Source organism: Chryseobacterium rhizoplanae (assembly GCF_900182655.1).
Classification (GTDB): Bacteria; Bacteroidota; Bacteroidia; order Flavobacteriales; family Weeksellaceae; genus Chryseobacterium; species Chryseobacterium rhizoplanae.
The window spans coordinates 50,129-68,321 of record NZ_FXTC01000013.1 but is presented as its reverse complement, the minus strand read 5'-3'; the positions used below and the strand labels follow the sequence as shown (position 1 = coordinate 68,321).

The 18,193-nt window shown below is 36.8% G+C and carries 19 protein-coding genes and 1 riboswitch; of the genes, 4 read left to right on the top strand and 15 right to left on the bottom strand.

From position 1 onward, the window contains the following. Window positions 1–31: 31 nt before the first annotated feature. From dinB to lpxK, 5 genes are all read right to left on the bottom strand, one after another. Window positions 32–1,129, bottom strand: coding sequence for a DNA polymerase IV (dinB, locus tag FN817_RS20930; protein ID WP_047425633.1), 1,098 nt, complete (start codon window positions 1,127–1,129; stop codon window positions 32–34). 183 nt (window positions 1,130–1,312) lie between these two features. Further along, a complete protein-coding gene (locus FN817_RS20925) occupies window positions 1,313–1,768 on the bottom strand; it encodes a GNAT family N-acetyltransferase (RefSeq protein WP_142719629.1) in 456 nt (151 codons plus the stop codon). An 86-nt stretch (window positions 1,769–1,854) separates the two neighbouring features. Beyond that, window positions 1,855–2,370: a TlpA family protein disulfide reductase gene (locus FN817_RS20920; RefSeq protein WP_047425629.1), complete on the bottom strand. Its 516-nt coding sequence runs from the start codon at window positions 2,368–2,370 to the stop codon at window positions 1,855–1,857. A gap of 209 nt (window positions 2,371–2,579) precedes the next feature. Beyond that, window positions 2,580–3,395 carry a purine-nucleoside phosphorylase gene (locus FN817_RS20915; protein ID WP_142719628.1) on the bottom strand — a complete coding sequence of 272 codons (816 nt, stop codon included), beginning with the start codon at window positions 3,393–3,395 and terminating at the stop codon, window positions 2,580–2,582. Next, entirely contained in the window at window positions 3,379–4,404 is a 1,026-nt protein-coding gene (gene lpxK / locus FN817_RS20910) for a tetraacyldisaccharide 4'-kinase (RefSeq protein ID WP_142719627.1), read from the bottom strand. Before lpxK ends, FN817_RS20915 begins: the two co-directional genes overlap by 17 nt. An 88-nt stretch (window positions 4,405–4,492) precedes the next feature. Between lpxK and truA the strand changes: the two genes are divergently transcribed. Next, on the top strand, window positions 4,493–5,245 hold the full coding sequence (gene truA / locus FN817_RS20905; RefSeq protein WP_228451625.1) for a tRNA pseudouridine(38-40) synthase TruA: 753 nt from the start codon (window positions 4,493–4,495) through the stop codon (window positions 5,243–5,245). Between the two features lie 265 nt (window positions 5,246–5,510). Further along, window positions 5,511–7,268 carry an ABC transporter ATP-binding protein gene (locus FN817_RS20900; RefSeq protein WP_142719626.1) on the top strand — a complete coding sequence of 586 codons (1,758 nt, stop codon included), beginning with the start codon at window positions 5,511–5,513 and terminating at the stop codon, window positions 7,266–7,268. A 69-nt stretch (window positions 7,269–7,337) separates the two neighbouring features. Here FN817_RS20900 and FN817_RS20895 read toward each other — a convergent pair whose 3' ends face one another. The 5 genes from FN817_RS20895 to FN817_RS20875 all read right to left on the bottom strand — a co-directional run bounded on the left by FN817_RS20895 (window position 7,338) and on the right by FN817_RS20875 (window position 10,730). Continuing rightward, window positions 7,338–7,952: a class I SAM-dependent methyltransferase gene (locus FN817_RS20895; RefSeq protein WP_142719625.1), complete on the bottom strand. Its 615-nt coding sequence runs from the start codon at window positions 7,950–7,952 to the stop codon at window positions 7,338–7,340. Beyond that, window positions 7,949–8,542 (bottom strand): hypothetical protein, encoded by a 594-nt coding sequence (locus FN817_RS20890; protein WP_142719624.1) that lies wholly within the window; start codon window positions 8,540–8,542, stop codon window positions 7,949–7,951. The genes FN817_RS20895 and FN817_RS20890 overlap by 4 nt, the downstream gene beginning before the upstream one ends. Continuing rightward, window positions 8,532–9,002 carry an RNA polymerase sigma factor gene (locus FN817_RS20885; RefSeq protein WP_142719623.1) on the bottom strand — a complete coding sequence of 157 codons (471 nt, stop codon included), beginning with the start codon at window positions 9,000–9,002 and terminating at the stop codon, window positions 8,532–8,534. Before FN817_RS20885 ends, FN817_RS20890 begins: the two co-directional genes overlap by 11 nt. Next, window positions 9,002–9,853 (bottom strand): alpha/beta fold hydrolase, encoded by an 852-nt coding sequence (locus FN817_RS20880; RefSeq protein WP_142719622.1) that lies wholly within the window; start codon window positions 9,851–9,853, stop codon window positions 9,002–9,004. The genes FN817_RS20885 and FN817_RS20880 overlap by 1 nt, the downstream gene beginning before the upstream one ends. 202 nt (window positions 9,854–10,055) lie before the next feature. Beyond that, the gene (locus FN817_RS20875; RefSeq protein ID WP_142719621.1) at window positions 10,056–10,730 is read right to left on the bottom strand and encodes a DUF4919 domain-containing protein; all 675 of its coding nucleotides are present in this window, start codon (window positions 10,728–10,730) and stop codon (window positions 10,056–10,058) included. A gap of 219 nt (window positions 10,731–10,949) precedes the next feature. Here FN817_RS20875 and FN817_RS20870 point away from each other — a divergent pair, with 219 nt between their 5' ends. Next, a complete protein-coding gene (locus FN817_RS20870) occupies window positions 10,950–11,165 on the top strand; it encodes a hypothetical protein (RefSeq protein WP_034696179.1) in 216 nt (71 codons plus the stop codon). A gap of 60 nt (window positions 11,166–11,225) precedes the next feature. Here the strand turns inward: FN817_RS20870 and FN817_RS20865 are convergent, their stop codons facing one another. Beyond that, complete coding sequence (locus tag FN817_RS20865; protein ID WP_142719620.1) at window positions 11,226–12,518, bottom strand: MFS transporter; 1,293 nt, start codon at window positions 12,516–12,518, stop codon at window positions 11,226–11,228. A 103-nt stretch (window positions 12,519–12,621) separates the two neighbouring features. Further along, a complete protein-coding gene (locus FN817_RS20860) occupies window positions 12,622–13,374 on the bottom strand; it encodes a DUF3575 domain-containing protein (RefSeq protein ID WP_228451624.1) in 753 nt (250 codons plus the stop codon). Window positions 13,375–13,539: 165 nt separating this feature from the next. Between FN817_RS20860 and FN817_RS20855 the strand changes: the two genes are divergently transcribed. Next, window positions 13,540–15,624 (top strand): TonB-dependent receptor domain-containing protein, encoded by a 2,085-nt coding sequence (locus FN817_RS20855; protein ID WP_142719618.1) that lies wholly within the window; start codon window positions 13,540–13,542, stop codon window positions 15,622–15,624. 63 nt (window positions 15,625–15,687) lie between these two features. Here the strand turns inward: FN817_RS20855 and FN817_RS20850 are convergent, their stop codons facing one another. From FN817_RS20850 to FN817_RS20840, 3 genes are all read right to left on the bottom strand, one after another. After that, window positions 15,688–16,686 carry a T9SS type A sorting domain-containing protein gene (locus FN817_RS20850; protein WP_142719617.1) on the bottom strand — a complete coding sequence of 333 codons (999 nt, stop codon included), beginning with the start codon at window positions 16,684–16,686 and terminating at the stop codon, window positions 15,688–15,690. Window positions 16,687–16,824: 138 nt separating this feature from the next. Then, window positions 16,825–17,472: a 3,4-dihydroxy-2-butanone-4-phosphate synthase gene (gene ribB, locus FN817_RS20845; RefSeq protein WP_047425599.1), complete on the bottom strand. Its 648-nt coding sequence runs from the start codon at window positions 17,470–17,472 to the stop codon at window positions 16,825–16,827. Window positions 17,473–17,564: 92 nt separating this feature from the next. Then, a riboswitch (FMN riboswitch) is annotated at window positions 17,565–17,690 on the bottom strand. 145 nt (window positions 17,691–17,835) lie between these two features. After that, window positions 17,836–18,189 carry a DUF2200 domain-containing protein gene (locus FN817_RS20840; protein ID WP_142719616.1) on the bottom strand — a complete coding sequence of 118 codons (354 nt, stop codon included), beginning with the start codon at window positions 18,187–18,189 and terminating at the stop codon, window positions 17,836–17,838. Window positions 18,190–18,193 lie beyond the last annotated feature (4 nt).

Below are 18,193 nucleotides of genomic sequence, written 5' to 3'. Positions count from 1 at the left end.
TGGTAGATACAAGTTAGCAAAAAAATATGACCTATTCACTGTCAAATTCCTCAAACGGGATTTTTAGTTGAACGGAAACCTGTTTTTTTTCTTCCGTATTCAGGTGGGAGAGGGATAAGCCGAGAAGGCGTACTGCCTTATCAAAAGGGCGGAGTTCCCAGAGTTTTCTTCCCGTATTAAAGTATTGTTCCGGTGATGAGAAATAATCTTCTCTTGTGATGCTCCTTGTGAAAAGAGAGAAATCCTTATATTTTATTTTTAACGTTAAAGTTCTCCCGAGAATATTATTTTTCTGTAATCTCTGATGAAGTTCCTGTCCGAGGCTTTCCAGTTTTTCATTGATCTGCTGATCATCCAGAAGGTCCTCAAAAAAGGTCCTTTCTACAGCCACACTCTTTTGGATCCGATGAGGTTTTACTTCGGAAGTATGAATTCCACGCACTACGTTGTAATAATGTTGTCCGGACTTCCCGAAAAGTCTTACCAGATCTTCAAGTGATCTTTTCTTTAAATCTTTTCCTTTATAAATTCCTAAACTAAACATTTTGTTAGCGGTAACTTTCCCAACTCCATAAAATTTTTCTACAGGCAGTTCTTCCAGGAAATGCTCCATTTTATCAGGATGAATGGTTTTTTGTCCATTCGGTTTATTGATATCAGAAGCTACTTTAGCCAAAAACTTATTCACTGATATTCCTGCAGATGCCGTCAATCCTGTCTGTTCAAAAATTTTCTGACGGATTTCCTTAGCGATCAGGTTGGCAGATTCCATTCCTTTTTTATTTTCGGTGACATCCAGATAGGCTTCATCCAGAGAAAGAGGTTCTACCAGATCAGTATATTCATAGAAAATTTCCCGGATTTTTTTTGAAATTTCTTTATATCTGGCAAATCGGGGAGGGACAAAAATAAGATGTGGACATTTTTCTTTTGCGGTCTTGCTGGGCATTGCAGAACGTACTCCATATTTTCTGGCTTCATAGCTTGCCGCAGCAACTACACCACGATGCTGTCCTCCAACTGCAATAGGCTTGCCTTTCAATGTAGGATTATCATGCTGCTCCACAGAAGCATAGAATGCGTCCATATCCACATGAATAATTTTACGAAGGGGCAAAGAAAAATCCATATACAAAGATATGGATTCCTTTATTGACGGTAAATTATTTTCAAGAAGGTAAGTCTGAAGCTGGGAGAAGAAAATTAATGAAGACGATAGGGAAATTTATGTCTTAATTATTGAAAACTGACTAAAAAAGCCACAAATTATTCTTAGGACATAAACAACTTCCATCTCCCATCTTCCTGCCTTTTATGCCTTCAGTCTCATGGTGAGAAGATGAGGTTCAAAACCTGCTTTTTCATAAGCTTTTATGGCAGATTCATTCTGAGCATATACATCAAGTCTTACCTCACTGATTCCCCTTGATTTTGACCAGGAAATAAGCTCATCTGTAATCACTTTATTAATCCCCTTACCTCTGTGTTCGGGTTTGACATACATAAAACCGAGATAAGAATACTTCTCAAATTGATTGTAATATTTTTCTGACTTTTTGATAAGGGCATATCCTGATGCAACTATTTCATCATTCTTTTCGGTAACAATTACAGTCGCATCCGGAGACTGTATAAGATGTTTTAAATCATAATAATGAATTTCTCCTTCAATAAGTGTGCTGTTGAAAGGTCTTTCTGCAGCAACAATTCCTTGCTCAAATTCTAAAAGGATCTCTAAATCCTGTTCTGTGGCTTCTCTTGTGATCATGGTGTTATATATCTGAAATTTTAAACCTCATTGAAAGCGATGGTTTTCAATGAGTTTTTATGTTTTTTGGATTAAAATAATGAAAGTTATTTTAAAAGTTGATCTATGGTTTGCTGAAGTTCAGGATCTTCAGGTGATATTGCGTAATATTTTGCAATAGAAGATTTCTGATCGATTACCATATATCTTGGAATCCAGTTAAGATCTACATAATTGTTGAAGTCATTTTTCCATCCTGTGGAAAACCAATAATTTTCTTTGTCTTTCATCTCAAATCTTTCCAGACTTTTTTCAAACCCTTCTTTGGAACGGTCTAATGATAAAAACACAAAATCAATATTTTTGTTGTTATCTTCCAGTTCCTTGGCTTTTGGAAGTGCCTTTAAGCAATCTCTACACCATCCCGCCCAAAAATCAATGACTAAAACTTTTCCTTTATGCTGATCAAGAATCTGCTGGATGGTAACGGCTTTTCCCTCTTCATCTTCCAGTTTCTGTTGCAAAGCCTCTTTTGAAAATCCCGTTTTAAGAACGGCAGGAACTTTTTGTGAATAACTTATCCCAAAAATACCCATCATAAAAATTAGTATCAACTTTCTCATCTTGTACAATTTCATTTGTACAAATCTAAACAATGAATTGCAATCTGAGATTGATTTCTGCTGAATTAGGAAAAATTTATAATATTGATGGATTCTATGGGGTAGGAGAGTGAAAATGTGGAACCACCCCGTCAAAAATTCTTTGAATTTTCGCCACCCCTCCGCGGGAGGGGAATGTTACGTCTTCAGTTGTAATATTAGGATTATTTTTACTGGTAGTTTTTAATCAAGCCTTTCACAAGGGCAATTACATTGGGCATTGCCTTATTGGCTGCATTTAAAACTTCTTCATGAGAAACGGCAAAAGCTACATCCGGTCCGCCAAGATCCGTGATTACGGAGACACAGAAAACATCCATTCCCATATGTTTGGCGACAATGACTTCCGGAACGGTACTCATTCCTACCATATCCCCGCCGATGGCTTTAATCATGCCGTATTCGGCCGGAGTTTCAAAAGTTGGTCCTTGTAGTGCTACATAAACTCCCTGATGGATTTTTATCTGGTGATCTGCAGCAGCCTTTTCCGCTGCGGCAATCATTTTTTTGTTATAAGGCTCACTCATATCCACAAATCGTGGTCCGAGCTCATCGATATTTTTTCCCCGAAGCGGATGCTCAGGCATCATATTGATGTGATCTTTCAGAATAACAATATCTGCAACACTGTAAGCAGGATTTACGCCGCCGCATGCATTGGAAAGAATCAGGTTTTGAATACCCAGTAAGTGAAAAACTCTCACAGGAAAAGTTACAGTTTCCATCGAATGTCCTTCGTAGTAATGGAAACGTCCGCTCATCATCAGGACTTTTTTTCCTTCCAGGAATCCATAAATCAGTTTTCCGGTATGCCCTGCTACTGTAGTTTGTGGAAAATGAGGAATGTCTTTGTACTCTAAAATATGGATCGGTTCTACTTCATTTTGTAATTTCCCCAATCCGGATCCTAAAACAACCGCAAAATCAGGGGATTCCTGAATAATATTTTTAATAAAATCTGCGGTCTCTTTAATTTTTTCTAACATAATCTAAGATGATTTGATTGAATTCTTCTTTCTTATCAATCAGTACATTGATAGGCCAGTAGTAAACAATTTCTCTAAGATAGTCAAAAGTTTTCAGACGTACATAGTCTTTCTCTGTGGTTAATATCAGTTTATATTCCCCTAATTTTTTATACTCGGCAAGGATTTTTTTAATATCATCATCCGTGAAATTGTGATGATCCCTGAACTTTAAATGTTTTACCCTTTTTGAAAATTTTGCCAGATGCTCCAGAAGCGGTTTTGGATTTGCAATTCCGGTGATCAGTAAAATATCATAATAATTCAGGTTGTTATCCGGAAGCATTTTATCTTTTCCGTATACATTTTCGTCATAACCAATGGATGAAAAGAAAACTTTCTGTCCGTAAGAAGGTCTTATTCTTGAGATATAATACCTTTTTGTTTCCTCAGTCAGTTCATCAGGACATTTACTGACCATAATGATGTTGGCTCTTTTGTATCCTGTTCTGGATTCTCTCAGATCTCCTGCCGGAAGAAGATAATCCTTAAAAAATGGATCATTAAAATCGGTCATCAGAATATTGAATCCTGCCTTGATGGCTCTGTGCTGCATGGCATCATCCAATACCAGAACCTCAAGGTCCATATCTTCAATTACTTTTTTGGCTCCGGGAACACGTTCTTCAGAAACAGCAATAACAAAACGATTTTTAAAACGTTCAAAAAGCTGCATCGCCTCATCACCCACCATTTTGTAATTACTTTCATAATTGGTTACTTCATAGCCTTTTGTCAGCCTTCCATAGCCTCGTGAAAGTACTCCGGTTCTGTAATGTTTGGATAGATATTGGGCAAGATACATCACCATGGGTGACTTTCCGCTTCCGCCCACAGAAAGGTTCCCGACATTGATTATCGGTGTTTTGAATTTTGTCGATTTTAAAATTCCCAGATCATACATTGTGTTCCGGATACCCGTTACCAAATGATAACCAAGGGAAAAAGGATAAAGGTACCATCTTTTCATACGATTGCAAAAATAGGAATTTTCGTAAGCATTTGGTATATTATTCTCAAAGACTTTTCAACAAATATTTCGTTAAATTAAAGTATTTTTGTGGAGTTATTACAATACATTGAGATACTTTATAGAATTTTCTTACAACGGAAAGAATTATTTCGGCTACCAGATACAGCCGGATGCCATTTCTGTACAGGAAGAACTGGAAAAAGCACTTTCCACAATTTTAAGGGAAGAGATTAAAACTACAGGTGCAGGAAGAACCGATACAGGGGTTCATGCCAAAAAAATATTTGCTCATTTTGATACGGAAAAGGAAGTAAACGATCAGCTTCCACGCAGACTGAACAGTTTTCTCCCGCCTGATATTTCCATTAAAAGGATTTTTCCGGTAAAAGATGATTTCCACGCTCGTTTTGATGCTACATACAGAACCTATGAGTATTATATCTCACTGGAAAAAAATCCGTTCACTCAGGAATCGGCCTGGCAACACTGGAAAAGAACTCTGGATATTGATGCTATGAATGAAGCCTGCAAAATTCTTTTTGAATACGAGGATTTTACCAGTTTTGCCAAATTAAAGACAGACAACAAAACCAATATCTGCAAAATTTACAAAGCAGAGTGGGAGCAGAATGGCTCAGAACTGAAATTTACTGTTTCAGCTAACCGGTTTTTGAGAAATATGGTTCGTGCTATCGTTGGAACAATGGTAGAAATAGGAACCGGAAAACTGAAACCGGAAGATCTTCGTACAGTAATTGAAGATAAAAACCGCAACGCTGCCGGAACTTCAGCCCCAGGACATGGGTTGTATCTGGTAGATGTGGGATACGAATTTTAAAATTATCATCAATTCATCATAGAAATAGTTTAATTTCAAGAAGATTTCAGATTGTCTGAAGAGTTTTATTGTTGATGGTGTTTTTGGCTCTTATGTTATTAATGGAGAAACAGGCGAAGAAAAGAATGCTTAATATATTCATATTGTAAATGGTAGGTATCTGAAATTTTCTATGACGATTTGCAAAAGTTGTAAAGGCAGTCCGGTTATAAAGTCTTATTTTTGCATAGAATTTTTATTTTAATTCTTTCTTTCGATTCGTACAATGAAAAAACAAGATACCTGGGGGATTATAAAAAGGCTGTTCTTTATCGGAATGAAGTTCCGTTCATGGTTCATCCTTACGCTTATAATTTCTATATTCCTTTCCATTGTTTCTACTTACAGGCCATATCTTACTATGCAGGTGGTGGATAATGATATTACAAAGCTTCATGATAAGGCTTTGATGATGAAACATATCTATATCCTTGTAGGATTGGTGTTTGCTGAAACGATTTTAAACTTTTTCCTGGTTTATTTTTCAAATTTTATCTCACAGAATGTGATCAGGGATATCAGAGAGCGTTTATATGCTAAACTGATTTATTTCAAGACTTCATTTTTTGATAAAACACCTATAGGACAGCTGGTAACACGTGCGGTAGGAGATGTGGAAACAATTGCCACTGTATATACGGATGGTTTCCTGATGGTTTTCGGGGATATTCTGAGAATCCTGTTTGTATTGGTTATGATGTTCAGTACCAATGTTCACCTGAGTTACATTACGCTGGCTATTTTGCCTTTAATGGTAGTCATTACGCGATTTTTCCAGAAAAGACTGAAGAAAGCTTTTGGGGACGAGAGAAACTGGACTGCCAATCAGAACTCTTTTGTTCAGGAAAGACTGGCAGGAATGTCTATCATTCAGGTATTCAACAGACAGGAAGCTGAATTCAAAAAATTTGATGACATCAATATTACCCTGAAAAGTGCATTGCTGAGAACGGTATTCATTTTCTCATTGTTCTTTCCTGTGGTAGAACTTATTTCTTCGTTATTCATAGGATTTATCCTTTTCTATGGAGGATATATTACCATCAGTGCCGGAGTCGTGATTGCATTTATTCAGTATATTTCAATGCTGATCCGTCCTTTAAGACAGATTGCAGATCGTTTCAACAATATTCAGCGAGGGATTGTGGGAGCAGAAAGAGTATTGGGATTAATGGATGAAGAAAATTCAATGCCGAATAACGGTACGGTGAAGAAAGACCATTTTGCCGGAAAAATTGAATTCCAGAAAGTACATTTTGCCTATGATGAAAAGCAGGAAGTTCTGAAAGGAATTGATTTTAAAGTAAATCCGGGAGAAACAGTCGCTATTGTAGGGGCAACAGGTGCCGGAAAATCTACCATTATCAGTCTGATCACAAGATTATATGATATCAACTCCGGAAATATTCTGATTGATGATGTGAATTTAAAAGATTATGAGCTTTATAATCTGAGAAGCCACATCGGAGTTGTTTTGCAGGATGTTTTCCTTTTCCATGGAAGTATTTTTGAAAATCTTTCTTTTGGAGATGACGGTATAACTTTAGATAAAATAAAAGCAGGTGCCAGAGAAATTGAGGTAGACCAGTTTATCCAGCAGCTTCCTGGCGGATATGATTATGTAGTGAGCGAAAGAGGTTCGTCAATCTCTTTAGGCCAGAGACAATTGCTGTCTTTCCTGAGAGCCTATTTATCAGATCCGAAAATTTTAATTCTGGATGAAGCAACGTCCTCCATTGACCATGAAAGTGAAAAGCTGATTCAGAGAGCCACCGAAAAAATTACCAAAAACAGAACCTCCATTATTATTGCCCACAGGCTTTCCACGATTGAGAAAGCAGATAAGATTATTGTGATGGAGCATGGTAAAATTGTAGAAGAAGGGAAGCACCTTGAGCTTCTGGATAAGAACGGATATTATTCTACTCTTTACAAAGCCCAGCTGCGCCATGAAGTGGAAATGGAAGAAGGAAAAGAATCATAATCCATAAGGAAATATAATAAGCAAAAGAGAGTCAGTGACTCTCTTTTTTATTTAAATATGTAGAATTCATTAATGCTTTTTAAAACTACAGAAAACAAAATTCTGAACAGTTTCAAAAGGGGTGATATGATCTTCAGTAATACACTTTATTTTTGTAAAACTTTTTTCAAATTTTTCATACAATGATTCCTCATCATACTGTTGAATATCCAATCCACTGCATTTCGTAGGTCCGTTTTTGGAAAAAGTTCCAAGGATCATAAAGTTATTTACATTCCTTTCTGCAATATCAATATATTTTGAAACCTGTTCCGGAGTTGTCAGGAAGTGAAAAGCAGCTCTGTCATGCCAGATGTCGTAAGTTTCCGTTGGTTGGAAAGCAGTAATATCGGTTGCGATCCATTTTACTTTATCAGCTAAATTTCCGAGTCTTTTCTGTGCTTTTTCCAAAGCGTTGGCAGAAATATCAAGGACGGTAATATTCTCATAACCTTCTTCAAGAAGAAAATCAACAAGGTTACTGTCGCCGCCACCAATATCAATAATCTTGGCCTCTTTTCCCAATCCGGAAGATTTGATAAAGTCAAGGGAAGTCTGTGGCTTTTTCTGGGTCCAGCTTACCTGATCAGGATTTTTGGTTTCGTATACGTTTTCCCAATGGTTTTTGTTGTCGGAAGAACTCATGATTCTTTTAATTGATTGTTTATTTCTTCAAATTTATTAATTAATTCATCAAGTTTCCCCTGTTGTTTCTTTATTGTTTTAGGTCTTAAATAAAACCAATTGAAAGCAATCCATGCTAATGTTACTGTATAGGTCAGAATCGCTGCGCCTATTGTCATTCTTGAAGTGTATTCATACATATAAAAGCATATTCCCAGAAAAAGCATAATAAAATATAAGTTGAGAATAGTGGTCTGCATAAATTTCTGCTTACTTTTTACCACATATAAACTCTGGAGATATTCATTGTTCGATTGGGTCTGGTCAATTTTGTAAAAAACCATAAACATTTTATTATAAGCAAAAAGGAACATCACCATGGCCAGAATGACAAGCACAATCCCGATTTTTGTAGTCATCATCTGAGGCTGGAAACGATACCAGATATAAATGATAAATAATGAGGTGGTGATTAATCCAATATTGGCCAGAATCAGCTTACGCAGATTTTGATTTCGGAATTTTTTCAACTTACCAATAAGCTCTTCCAGATTGGGTTTGCTGGAAGTTTGCTGCTTCCATATATTTTTGAAATCGATATTAGAATCCATTTTCTCTAAACTTTTGTGTTAATTTTTCTTTTATCCTGTGAATCTTTACCCGTATGTTGGATTCTGAAAGTCCTACGATATGTGCTATCTCAGCCTGTTTTACCTCTTCCAGCTCCAATGAAATAATAATTCTGTCTGTTTCCGGCAGCTCCGAAATAAACTGATACAACATTTGTATCTGAGGCTCCATAGATTCCTGCTTTTTTTCTTCCAGATTAACAGGCAGATCTGTTTTTGTAAACTTCTTTTCCTTTTCAATCTGCCGCAGACAGTTATTAGAAGCTATTCTGAAGATCCATGTTCCTACGCTGGATTCATTTCTGAATTTCGGAAGATGCTGCCATACAATGATAAATGTTTCCTGGGCAAGATCCTGGGCGAGGTCAGTATCATTCACATATCCCATACACAGACGGAATATCCTTTGCCAGTAGAGTTCGTATATCTCTTCAAAAGCCATTATTTCGAAGATAAAAAGTGAGTAAGCTGATTAAAGTACCAATCTTTATCATCATACATAATGAAATGCAATCCTTTTGAAGCATACTGCATATTGGCATTTTTTAAATTTTTGTACTGACCTTCGATAGTTGGTTTCAGGTTGGTAAAAAACGATTCCAAAAGGATAAGAGAAGGACACTGTATATTTTTTATTGTATCTCTCAGATCGGTATTGGAAAAATCACAGTACATTTTAGCGAATGTTTTTCGGTCAGATTTCATGCTCCAGCCGATTACAGTTTCCTGCATAGAAGTATCTGCCAGAAGACGCGGCATCATCTGTGTCTGCATTTTGCGGAACTGATCATCACTCATCGCTGTTAATTGAGTAATGGTAGAGGAACAGTCATTATTTTCTTTAGAGGTAAAATTAGGATCAGATATGGCAGCCAGGCAAGGAAGTGTGTCTACAATAACGATTTTCCCTACCAGCTCAGGATAATCTGCGGCAATGGCGAGGGCAAAGCCACCTCCCATGCTGTGTCCGATGATAATAGGTTTGTCAATTTTATTATTCTTTATATAAGCAGCAATTCCTTTTTCCCAGTCTTTAAAGCTGGCATCTGCCTGTGGTTTTGTTCCGGCAAATCCTGCCATCGTTAAAGTATAACAGGTGAAGTTTTTTTCAAATTTTGCAGTCGTTTCGTTCCATACGTCTCCGGAAGAGGCAAATCCCGGAATGAATAATAAAGACTGATTTCCTTTTCCGGTTTTCTTTACTTCAAACGGATATGCTGTTTCCTGACCGAAAATATTGCATACCGCTAAGAAAAATAACATGATGATAAGAAGGAATGTAAATTTTTTCATGATTTCTAAAGTTTTAAGGTTTATTTGCCTTTTAGAGACGAACTTCAAAAAAATGTTACACTAGATTTTAAATTTTTTTGAAAAAAATATTCCTCCTTACTCCGAAACCCCTTTCATTAGGGGAAAATTATATGAAAATATTTTAGTAATTTATTCTTAAATGATAAACTTTAGTGAATTTTTGAATATAATATTGAAAAAATTAATCTAATATTTTCCCATAAAACCTGCTGATATCAAAATAAAACCCCGGAATTTTATATTTACCTTTTTCAAATTCCTGATAATCGCATTTTCCATTGTGGCTTTGTGCCTTGGTTTCCATTTGAAACCTGTTTAAGAGTACATATTCATCTGTGACAGAAATAACGTGAAATCCTGTCTCACATTTCAATCCGTCACCAGAAGTAAGAATAGCATTTAATAACCCATGAAAATTTCCTGCAATTTTTTCAGCAGTAGCCTCATCATTATTTAAATGATATAAATAAGCAAGATAGTTCATGGCACGCAGATCCAGCGGGTTTTCATCCAGTGCATCCAGAAACAGCTGGATTCCCTTGGAAAGATCTTTTTGTGAAATACCTTCCCCACGATAATATTTGGCCACTTCTTCAGCCTTCTTGCCTGTTTTATAGGGTTGATAGTCTTTTTGAAAGGTGTAGCCGAAGTAAAGATGGCGGTATTGACTGCTTGTAAGAAGCGTATCATTCTGTTTTAATCTTTTTAAAAGCTTCGGATAATACAATTCCGAGTTTTTATCTTCAATATTTTTTTGAATTAAAGAATAATCAGGTGCCTTAAGTTCCATTTTTTGTGCATGCAGGAAAGTAAGCAGTGTTAAAAAGAATAAAGATAAAAATGCTTTAATATTCATAGTTTATATAACGTTGTTGTGATTTTTTGATGACTTAAAAATACGGAATATGTATCAATAAGATAAAAATTTACACACTGTTTGCAAAAAAATCAATAAAATATTGTCAAAGTGTTACTTTGTGTTGATAAATTTACTAACTTTATTCGGAATTTAAGAGGTTACCCCTGACATTGAAAGGGGTCAATGGAATTTTTAACTAAAAAACTAAAAATATTAATGAGCAGTAGTATCCAAGATGAGTTTAAAGTCTTCAAAGACGAATTGAGAAAGTTGAATATCGAAGTACAGAAAGTTGTAAAAGTAGGAAACGGTAGTATGGATTTCCATGAGGTTTTCTATAAATCGCCCAGGTATGAAGAGGTAAAAAGTATCTATGTTCAGCGTCATAATCTGGACAGTATGATTGAAAAATTTAAGCAAGCCTATCATTAAGAAATAAACCGTGCGCCGCAGATTCTCTGCGGCGCACGGTTTTTATAAAGCGGTATACTATTAATCTTTATCAAGTGTGGAAGTTTCCTTTGTATCCTTCATTCCGGCATAAACGATCAGGGAAAATAAAATACATCCTGTAATATACCAGTAGAAATAACTTTCTGTTCCTATCTGTTTAAACCATAAGGCAATATATTCCGCCGTTCCGCCGAAAATAGCTACTGTAAGTGCATAGGGTAGTCCTACCCCCAGCGCCCTGATCTCTGAAGGGAAAAGTTCTGCTTTTACAACAGCATTGATGGAGGTGTATCCACTGACAATGATCAGAGATACCATAATCAGGAAAAAAGCAGTCCACATTGAAGTGGTTGTACTTAAAGCGGTAAGAAGCGGTACAGTGAATAGCGTTCCCAAAATTCCAAAGCCCAAAAGAAGCGGTCTTCGTCCGATTTTATCTGATAATGCTCCGAAAACAGGCTGCAGGCATGCGAATATAAATAATGAAATAAATGAGATAAGGGTAGATTGCTCTTTAGTCAGGTGAACCGTGTTTACCAGAAACTTTTGCATATAAGTAGTATAAGTGTAAAATGCAAGAGTTCCTCCTAGTGTCAGCCCGATTACCGTAAGCAAAGCTTTTGGATGCTTGAGGAGTTCTGTTACTGTTCCTTTTTTCTTTTCACTGATTTCTTTTTTATTCTCAAAAGCTTCGGTTTCATGAAGATTGGCTCTTAAATATAAAGCGATAACAGAAAGTAATGCTCCTATAACAAAAGGAATTCTCCAGCCCCAGTCTTCAAGCTGAGCCTCTGTTAAAAGCAATTTCTGTAAGATCAGCTGTATTCCCAATGCAATCAGCTGCCCTCCGATCAGAGTAACATACTGAAAGCTTGAATAAAATCCTCTTTTGTCTTCTGATGCCATTTCGCTGAGGTAAGTGGCAGAAACACCATATTCACCTCCTACACTCAATCCCTGTAATAATCTGGCGAGCAGTAATAACGCAGGAGCCAGGATTCCGATGGTTTTATAGGTAGGAGTAAGAGCGATCAGCAGAGATCCGAATGACATCAGTAATACAGAAAGTGTCATCGCTTTTTTTCTCCCGATCTTGTCAGCAATGCTTCCGAATACCCAGCCTCCAATGGGACGCATCAGAAAGCCTACCGCAAATATTCCTGCTGTATTCATCAGCTGTGCATTCAGGTCAGAATCCGGGAAAAATGAATGTGAAAAATAAATAGCAAAGGCTGCATAAGCATACCAATCATACCATTCAACAAGATTTCCTATAGATCCGCCTATGATGGCTTTGATTCTTTGACCAGTAGTGATAGTGGATGAATTCATAAAGTATTATTTCAGACAAGTTTTTGACACCCAAGATACAAATTTCAGAAAAAAATAAATCGTTCTGAAAAAGAACGATTTACAGGTATAGGCTGTGTATTTTTTAAAATCTGTATCCAATAGAAAGCCCGCTTCTGAATCCCGCCCACGGACCGTCCACTTTTATTTTGGCTCCATTGGCATTGGTTTCTACAGTATATTTTACAAATGGAATGTCAAGGTTTTCAATTTCTTTTTTAAGCTGAGCCTGCATGTCAGGAGTCAGTACATAATCTGAGGTCATCATAAAATCACCTTTTCCGCTTCCGTAGTGAGCGCCCGCAATCCAGAAATCCAGGACGAGATTTTGACTTCGGGTAAGAAAAAATTGTACGCCGACCATCAGACCTCCGCTGTTTCCATTGGTGTCTCCCTGTCCTTTAAGGGGAATTTGATAGGTAACACCATTGGGGCCATTATAATCATAATAAAAATCAAAAGTGTTGGAAGTCACACTTGAATATCGATAATAAGGTGCAAAATAAAATCCTTTTCCATAACCTTTTCCAATATAAAACCTTGGTTCTATGGTGAAATTGGTGGCTTTTACCCTAAGATTCCGGAATCTTTTCTCGTCTTCATCTTTCAGAAAGGAATTAATGAATGGGACTTTTCCTTCTGGCATTGTTCCGAACCCGATATTTACTGAAAACCATTGGTTGATGGCCCGCTCATAAGAAAGATTAATATTTCTGAAAGCATAAGCTGTGACATTAGTCTTGATGATATTCATCTTTTCTGCCGAATTGGTTTGAATTTCCTGAGCTCCCGATACTGAAAAAAGAAAGCACGGAAGTAATATGAATACTTTTTTCATGACTTTATATTTTGTGATGTTAAATAATAGCAGCAAAAAACGGGCTGTATTTAACATAATAATTAGATTTAAAGCAAATTTATTGATAAATCTTTAATATTAACGATCATCAATGTAATATACATCGGAGATTGATTGTCCTAATAGTATAATTCGTCTTTTGACATGAAAAAAACTATTTATACCATATTCTTTCTTTGCGGAGCTTTTGTTTTTGCTCAGGAGAAGAAAAATGATACAGCCGATGTTGCCGCAACAAAAGAAATTCAGGAAGTTATTTTAAAATCACAACGTAAGAAACAGTTCGCAGATAAAGCCGTTTATACTTTTGATAAAGAGGCGCTGGAAAGAGCACGTTATGCAAAAGATCTGCTTCGTACCCTTCCTGAATTGCAGCTGGATCCGATATCCAATACAATTACCAGTACTAAGGGAGGAACTACGCTTTTTTTGATCAATGGGATTGAAGCTACAGATATGCAGATCCGGAGTGTTGCCCCAAGTGAGGTTGTGAAAGTTGAGTATTATGATATTCCGCCGGCAAGATGGGCTACAAGAGCTGATACCGTAGTTAATATTCTGACAAGATCCACAGAAACAGGATATGTTTTCGGGGCTGATGTATCTACGGCTTTGAATACCGGATTTGTGAACGGTTCTGCTTATGCTAATTACACTAAGGGAAAAAATAATTTCGGACTTGAATATTCCCTGAATGTAAGGGATTATGATGACCGAAGAGTAAACAGTATCTATGATTACCAGCTGAGCGGAAAGCATTATCGTTCTGATGAAAACAGGAAAGATCACTTCGGGTATACTTTCCAGAATGTTGCTTTGCGTTATACCAGGCTTGTTCCTGACGATTATGCTTTTCAGGTTAAATTGAATATGGATATTTTCAGCAGGTTTTCAAAAGGAGTAGGGCAGAGTGTCTTTATTGAAGATCAACTGAAGGAAGAACATGCAATGTTTAAAAATAACGGTTCGGATTATGTGATTCCTAAGCTGGATCTTTATTATTCCAAAAAAATAGGCGAAAAAGATGAGTTGAGTATTAATCTAGTAGGATCTCATTACACCACCAATACTTCAGAAACTGCCAGTGAATGGATTACAGGCTCAGGACTTTCAGTATACGATAATGATATGGTTCTGAAGGCAAAGCAAACGAGTCTGGTAGGAGAGCTTGCCCATACTCATGATTTTAAAGCAGGGAAACTTTCATCCGGATACCGTATTTCCAGGTCTTCCATTTCCAATGATCTGAATAACCTTGCCGGATATTCTCTATACAGTGTCAATTATCTGGAACAGTATTTTTATACCGAATTTGCAGGGAAAGTTGATAAATTCAGCTACCGCCTCGGAGCTGGTCTTACGAATATTCACAACAAAAGCGCAGAGAATACTTTTGATGAATGGACTTTTACCCCGAAGGTTATTTTAGCTTATCAGATCAAAAATAATCAGAATCTTCGATTTACAGCAAGCTATAATCCGGTAAGTCCGTGGAGTAATGCTTTGAGTAGTAATGTCGTGCAGCTGGCTCCAAATATTGTCCAGAGAGGAAATCCCTTTTTAGAGTCTCAACAGGTGTTTTCCAATAACCTGACCTATTCTTTTAATAACAAATATTTTGATTTCAATGCAGGTTTATTTTACCGGTATACCAATAGGGTGATCAATCAGTATTATGTTCAGGATGACGTATTGGGAGGCTACGCGCTGACTTATGAAAACGGAAAAAACGGACAGCGGTACGGAGTGCAGCTTACAGGATCTTATAAACCGTTCGGGAATAGCCTGCTTGTAATAAAAGCTGTGATTACGCCTACTTCTGAAACGGTAAGAACAAGTACAGGGGCTTTGATTAAGAATGACTATCTTGGAAATTATTTTTCGCTTTCCTCAGAATATAAATCTTTCTCACTTCAGTATCAGTTCAATATTCCGGTGTATAATCTTAATGGAGCTTTCCTCAATACAAATGAAAACCAGAATAATATTTTTATAAGCTATAAACACAAGAACTGGACATTTTCCACAGGCATGTACTGGATAGGAATGCCTTCCGAATATAAAACGAAAAGTTTACCTGAAAGCTTAGTGGACTATAAAGTTCATACTCAGATTATGAACAATAAATCTATGTTTGTATTAGGATTAAGTTATGATTTCTCCAAAGGGAAAAAGACTGAAATTCAGCGAAAGCTTAATAATGAAACAGCTCCTGCTGCTACTTTTTAATGGCAAATTTGAATGTTAATAAGAAATCCCCGCTCATTTGTAGGAGCGGGGATTTTGTTTTTATTATTTCTTGATGAATTTTGTATTCTTTGTGTCTGTGGCATTTTTTCCACTGATCTCTATAAAATAAGACGCTGGTGGAAGATCTGAAATTTGAATATTTCCGGATTTTACATCTGATGTTTTCACCAGTTTACCATCCAGGCTATAGATATTGGCTTTGGAATAATTATCCGTATTTCCTTTGAAGCCAATAAAATCCTGAGCAGGGTTAGGGTAAACAATCAGGTTTTCTTTTTTTACAGCGTTGCTGGTAGCCAGAAATGTTTCGTTTAAAGCCAATGCAGTAGCTACTGTTTGGTTGATACTTAACAATGGAACACTAATGTTTCCGCTTGTAGAATTTAGCAAAGCATATCTGTGAGAAGCATCGTAATAAGCATAGGCTGTATTGGTAATTGTTCCGATAGGGTTGGCATAAGTAACATCAAAAGATGCATAAAGATTAAAGTTCTGTGTATATTTTACTCTAAGAACATTGCTGTATGTTTGATTACCTATAATCAGAGTTCCATATGCATCAGCAATGGCAGCCATTGTACCGCTGAACAATCCGTTGGCAGAAGATGAAGAGAAAGTTCCTTTGGCAGTATCATTTTGGGCAGGTCCGTAGGTCAATGGATAGCTATTATAAGTGCCATTATCCACGTTAAAATTTAAAGTTGCTTGTGGATTTACAATTCCCGTGATTTCCAGTTTAGTGGAAGAAGCTTTGTAATAAACAGTTGTTGCCCCATCTGCCATTTTAATAGTTGAACCTGGAAAAGTGCTTATTTCGGTAGAAGTAGGAGTAGAATAAGTCGTTATTGACGAAACTCCCATGGTAAGACCTCCGTTTGAAAATGTAACGTTAGCTCCTGTTGCGGAGTTGTTTACCACTCCGGTTACATGATTGTAATTGACAACGTTTCCGGAAATAGGGTCATTGGCTGCTTTTGTAAGCGTGATCTGCGCAGAAAACATTGCAGAAGCTCCTAGTAAAAGGAGTAAAGATTTTTTCATAGTCAAGATTTTTTTTTGTTAAAAATAATTAAAAAATAGTATTCAAATGTTAATTTTATTTGATTTTCATTAAATTTTTAACAAAAATGCCTGCTGATCATATCAACAGGCGGCTCTGTGCGTTAAAAATTTTTAAGTTTAATTGCTCATCACCATTTTACGGTATGCATAAATATCTTCAATGGTTACGACGCTCATCCCTTTTTTGATGGCAAAATCTACGATTTCAGGAAGTCTTGCCATAGAACCGTCTTCATTTGTCAGTTCACAAAGTACGGCATCATCACCCAGGTTGGCCATTTTTACAAGGTCTACACTGCCTTCGGTATGACCGCGTCTTTCAAAGACACCATCTTTTCTGGCAATCAGGGGGAAGACATGGCCAGGACTTGCAATATGCTCTGCCTTGGCGTTGGATGCCACAGCGGTTCTGATCGTTGTTACACGGTCTTTTGCTGAAACTCCTGATTCCACGCCTTCTCTGGCCTCAATGGAAATGGTAAATGCGGTTTGATTTTTTGAATTGTTGTTCTCCACCATCGGACGAAGGTTAAGGTGGCGGCTTTTTTCCTCAGAAATGCATAAGCAGACGATACCGCTGCATTCGCGGATCAGAAGTGCCATGTCCTGTTCTGTAATAGTAGAAGCGGGAAAGATGATATCACCTTCGTTTTCGCGGTTTTCATCATCTACCAGTAGAATACCTTTTCCTTGTTGTAAAGTTGAAAGTGCTTTTTCTACACGTTCTTTGGAGGTTGCTCCGAATTGTTCTAATAATTTTTCCATGTTATTTTACTTTTAAAAGTTAAAATAGTCTTCGGTACATGGAAATGAAATACAACGCAACAAGAGTCCATAAGGAATCTTATTGGTCATCTCATTTTCTTCTCCCATCCAGACTTTAACTGTCGGTTCCGGAATTTCACCAGATCAGTCCCTTCAAAAGAAAGGAGTCGCGGACTGTAACCGCCGGTAGGGAATTTCACCCTGCCCCGAAGAAAACTTATACTAAGTTTTGCTGTATGTTGTAATTTAAATTTTTATTTCATTGAATAGTATTTAACGCACAGACTGCTAATTTCGGGAAGTTTTTTGAAATGGGGAAGAGATATTTCAGATTTATAAGATGATAAAGAAATATTTATTTTTTTAAACTGTTCTTAATATTTTTTCCATTTTCTTTCCTTTTGCCAGCTCATCAATCAGTTTGTCCAGATACCGGATATTCCGCATGAGCTCATCTTCAATTTCTTCTACACGATATCCACAAATAACTCCTTTAATCAATGAAACATTTGGATTTATCTGAGGAGCCTGATCAAAAAAAGTAATAAAATCATTTCTTTTATCAATCTGTTCCTGCAGGCCTTTTTCGTCATAACCTGTCAGCCAGCAGATGATCTCGTGAACTTCTGATTTAGTACGTCCCTTTTTTTCTGCTTTTTGAATATAATGGGGATAAACGCTGGCAAAAGCCGTGGTGAAAATTTTGGTATTTTGCATGACT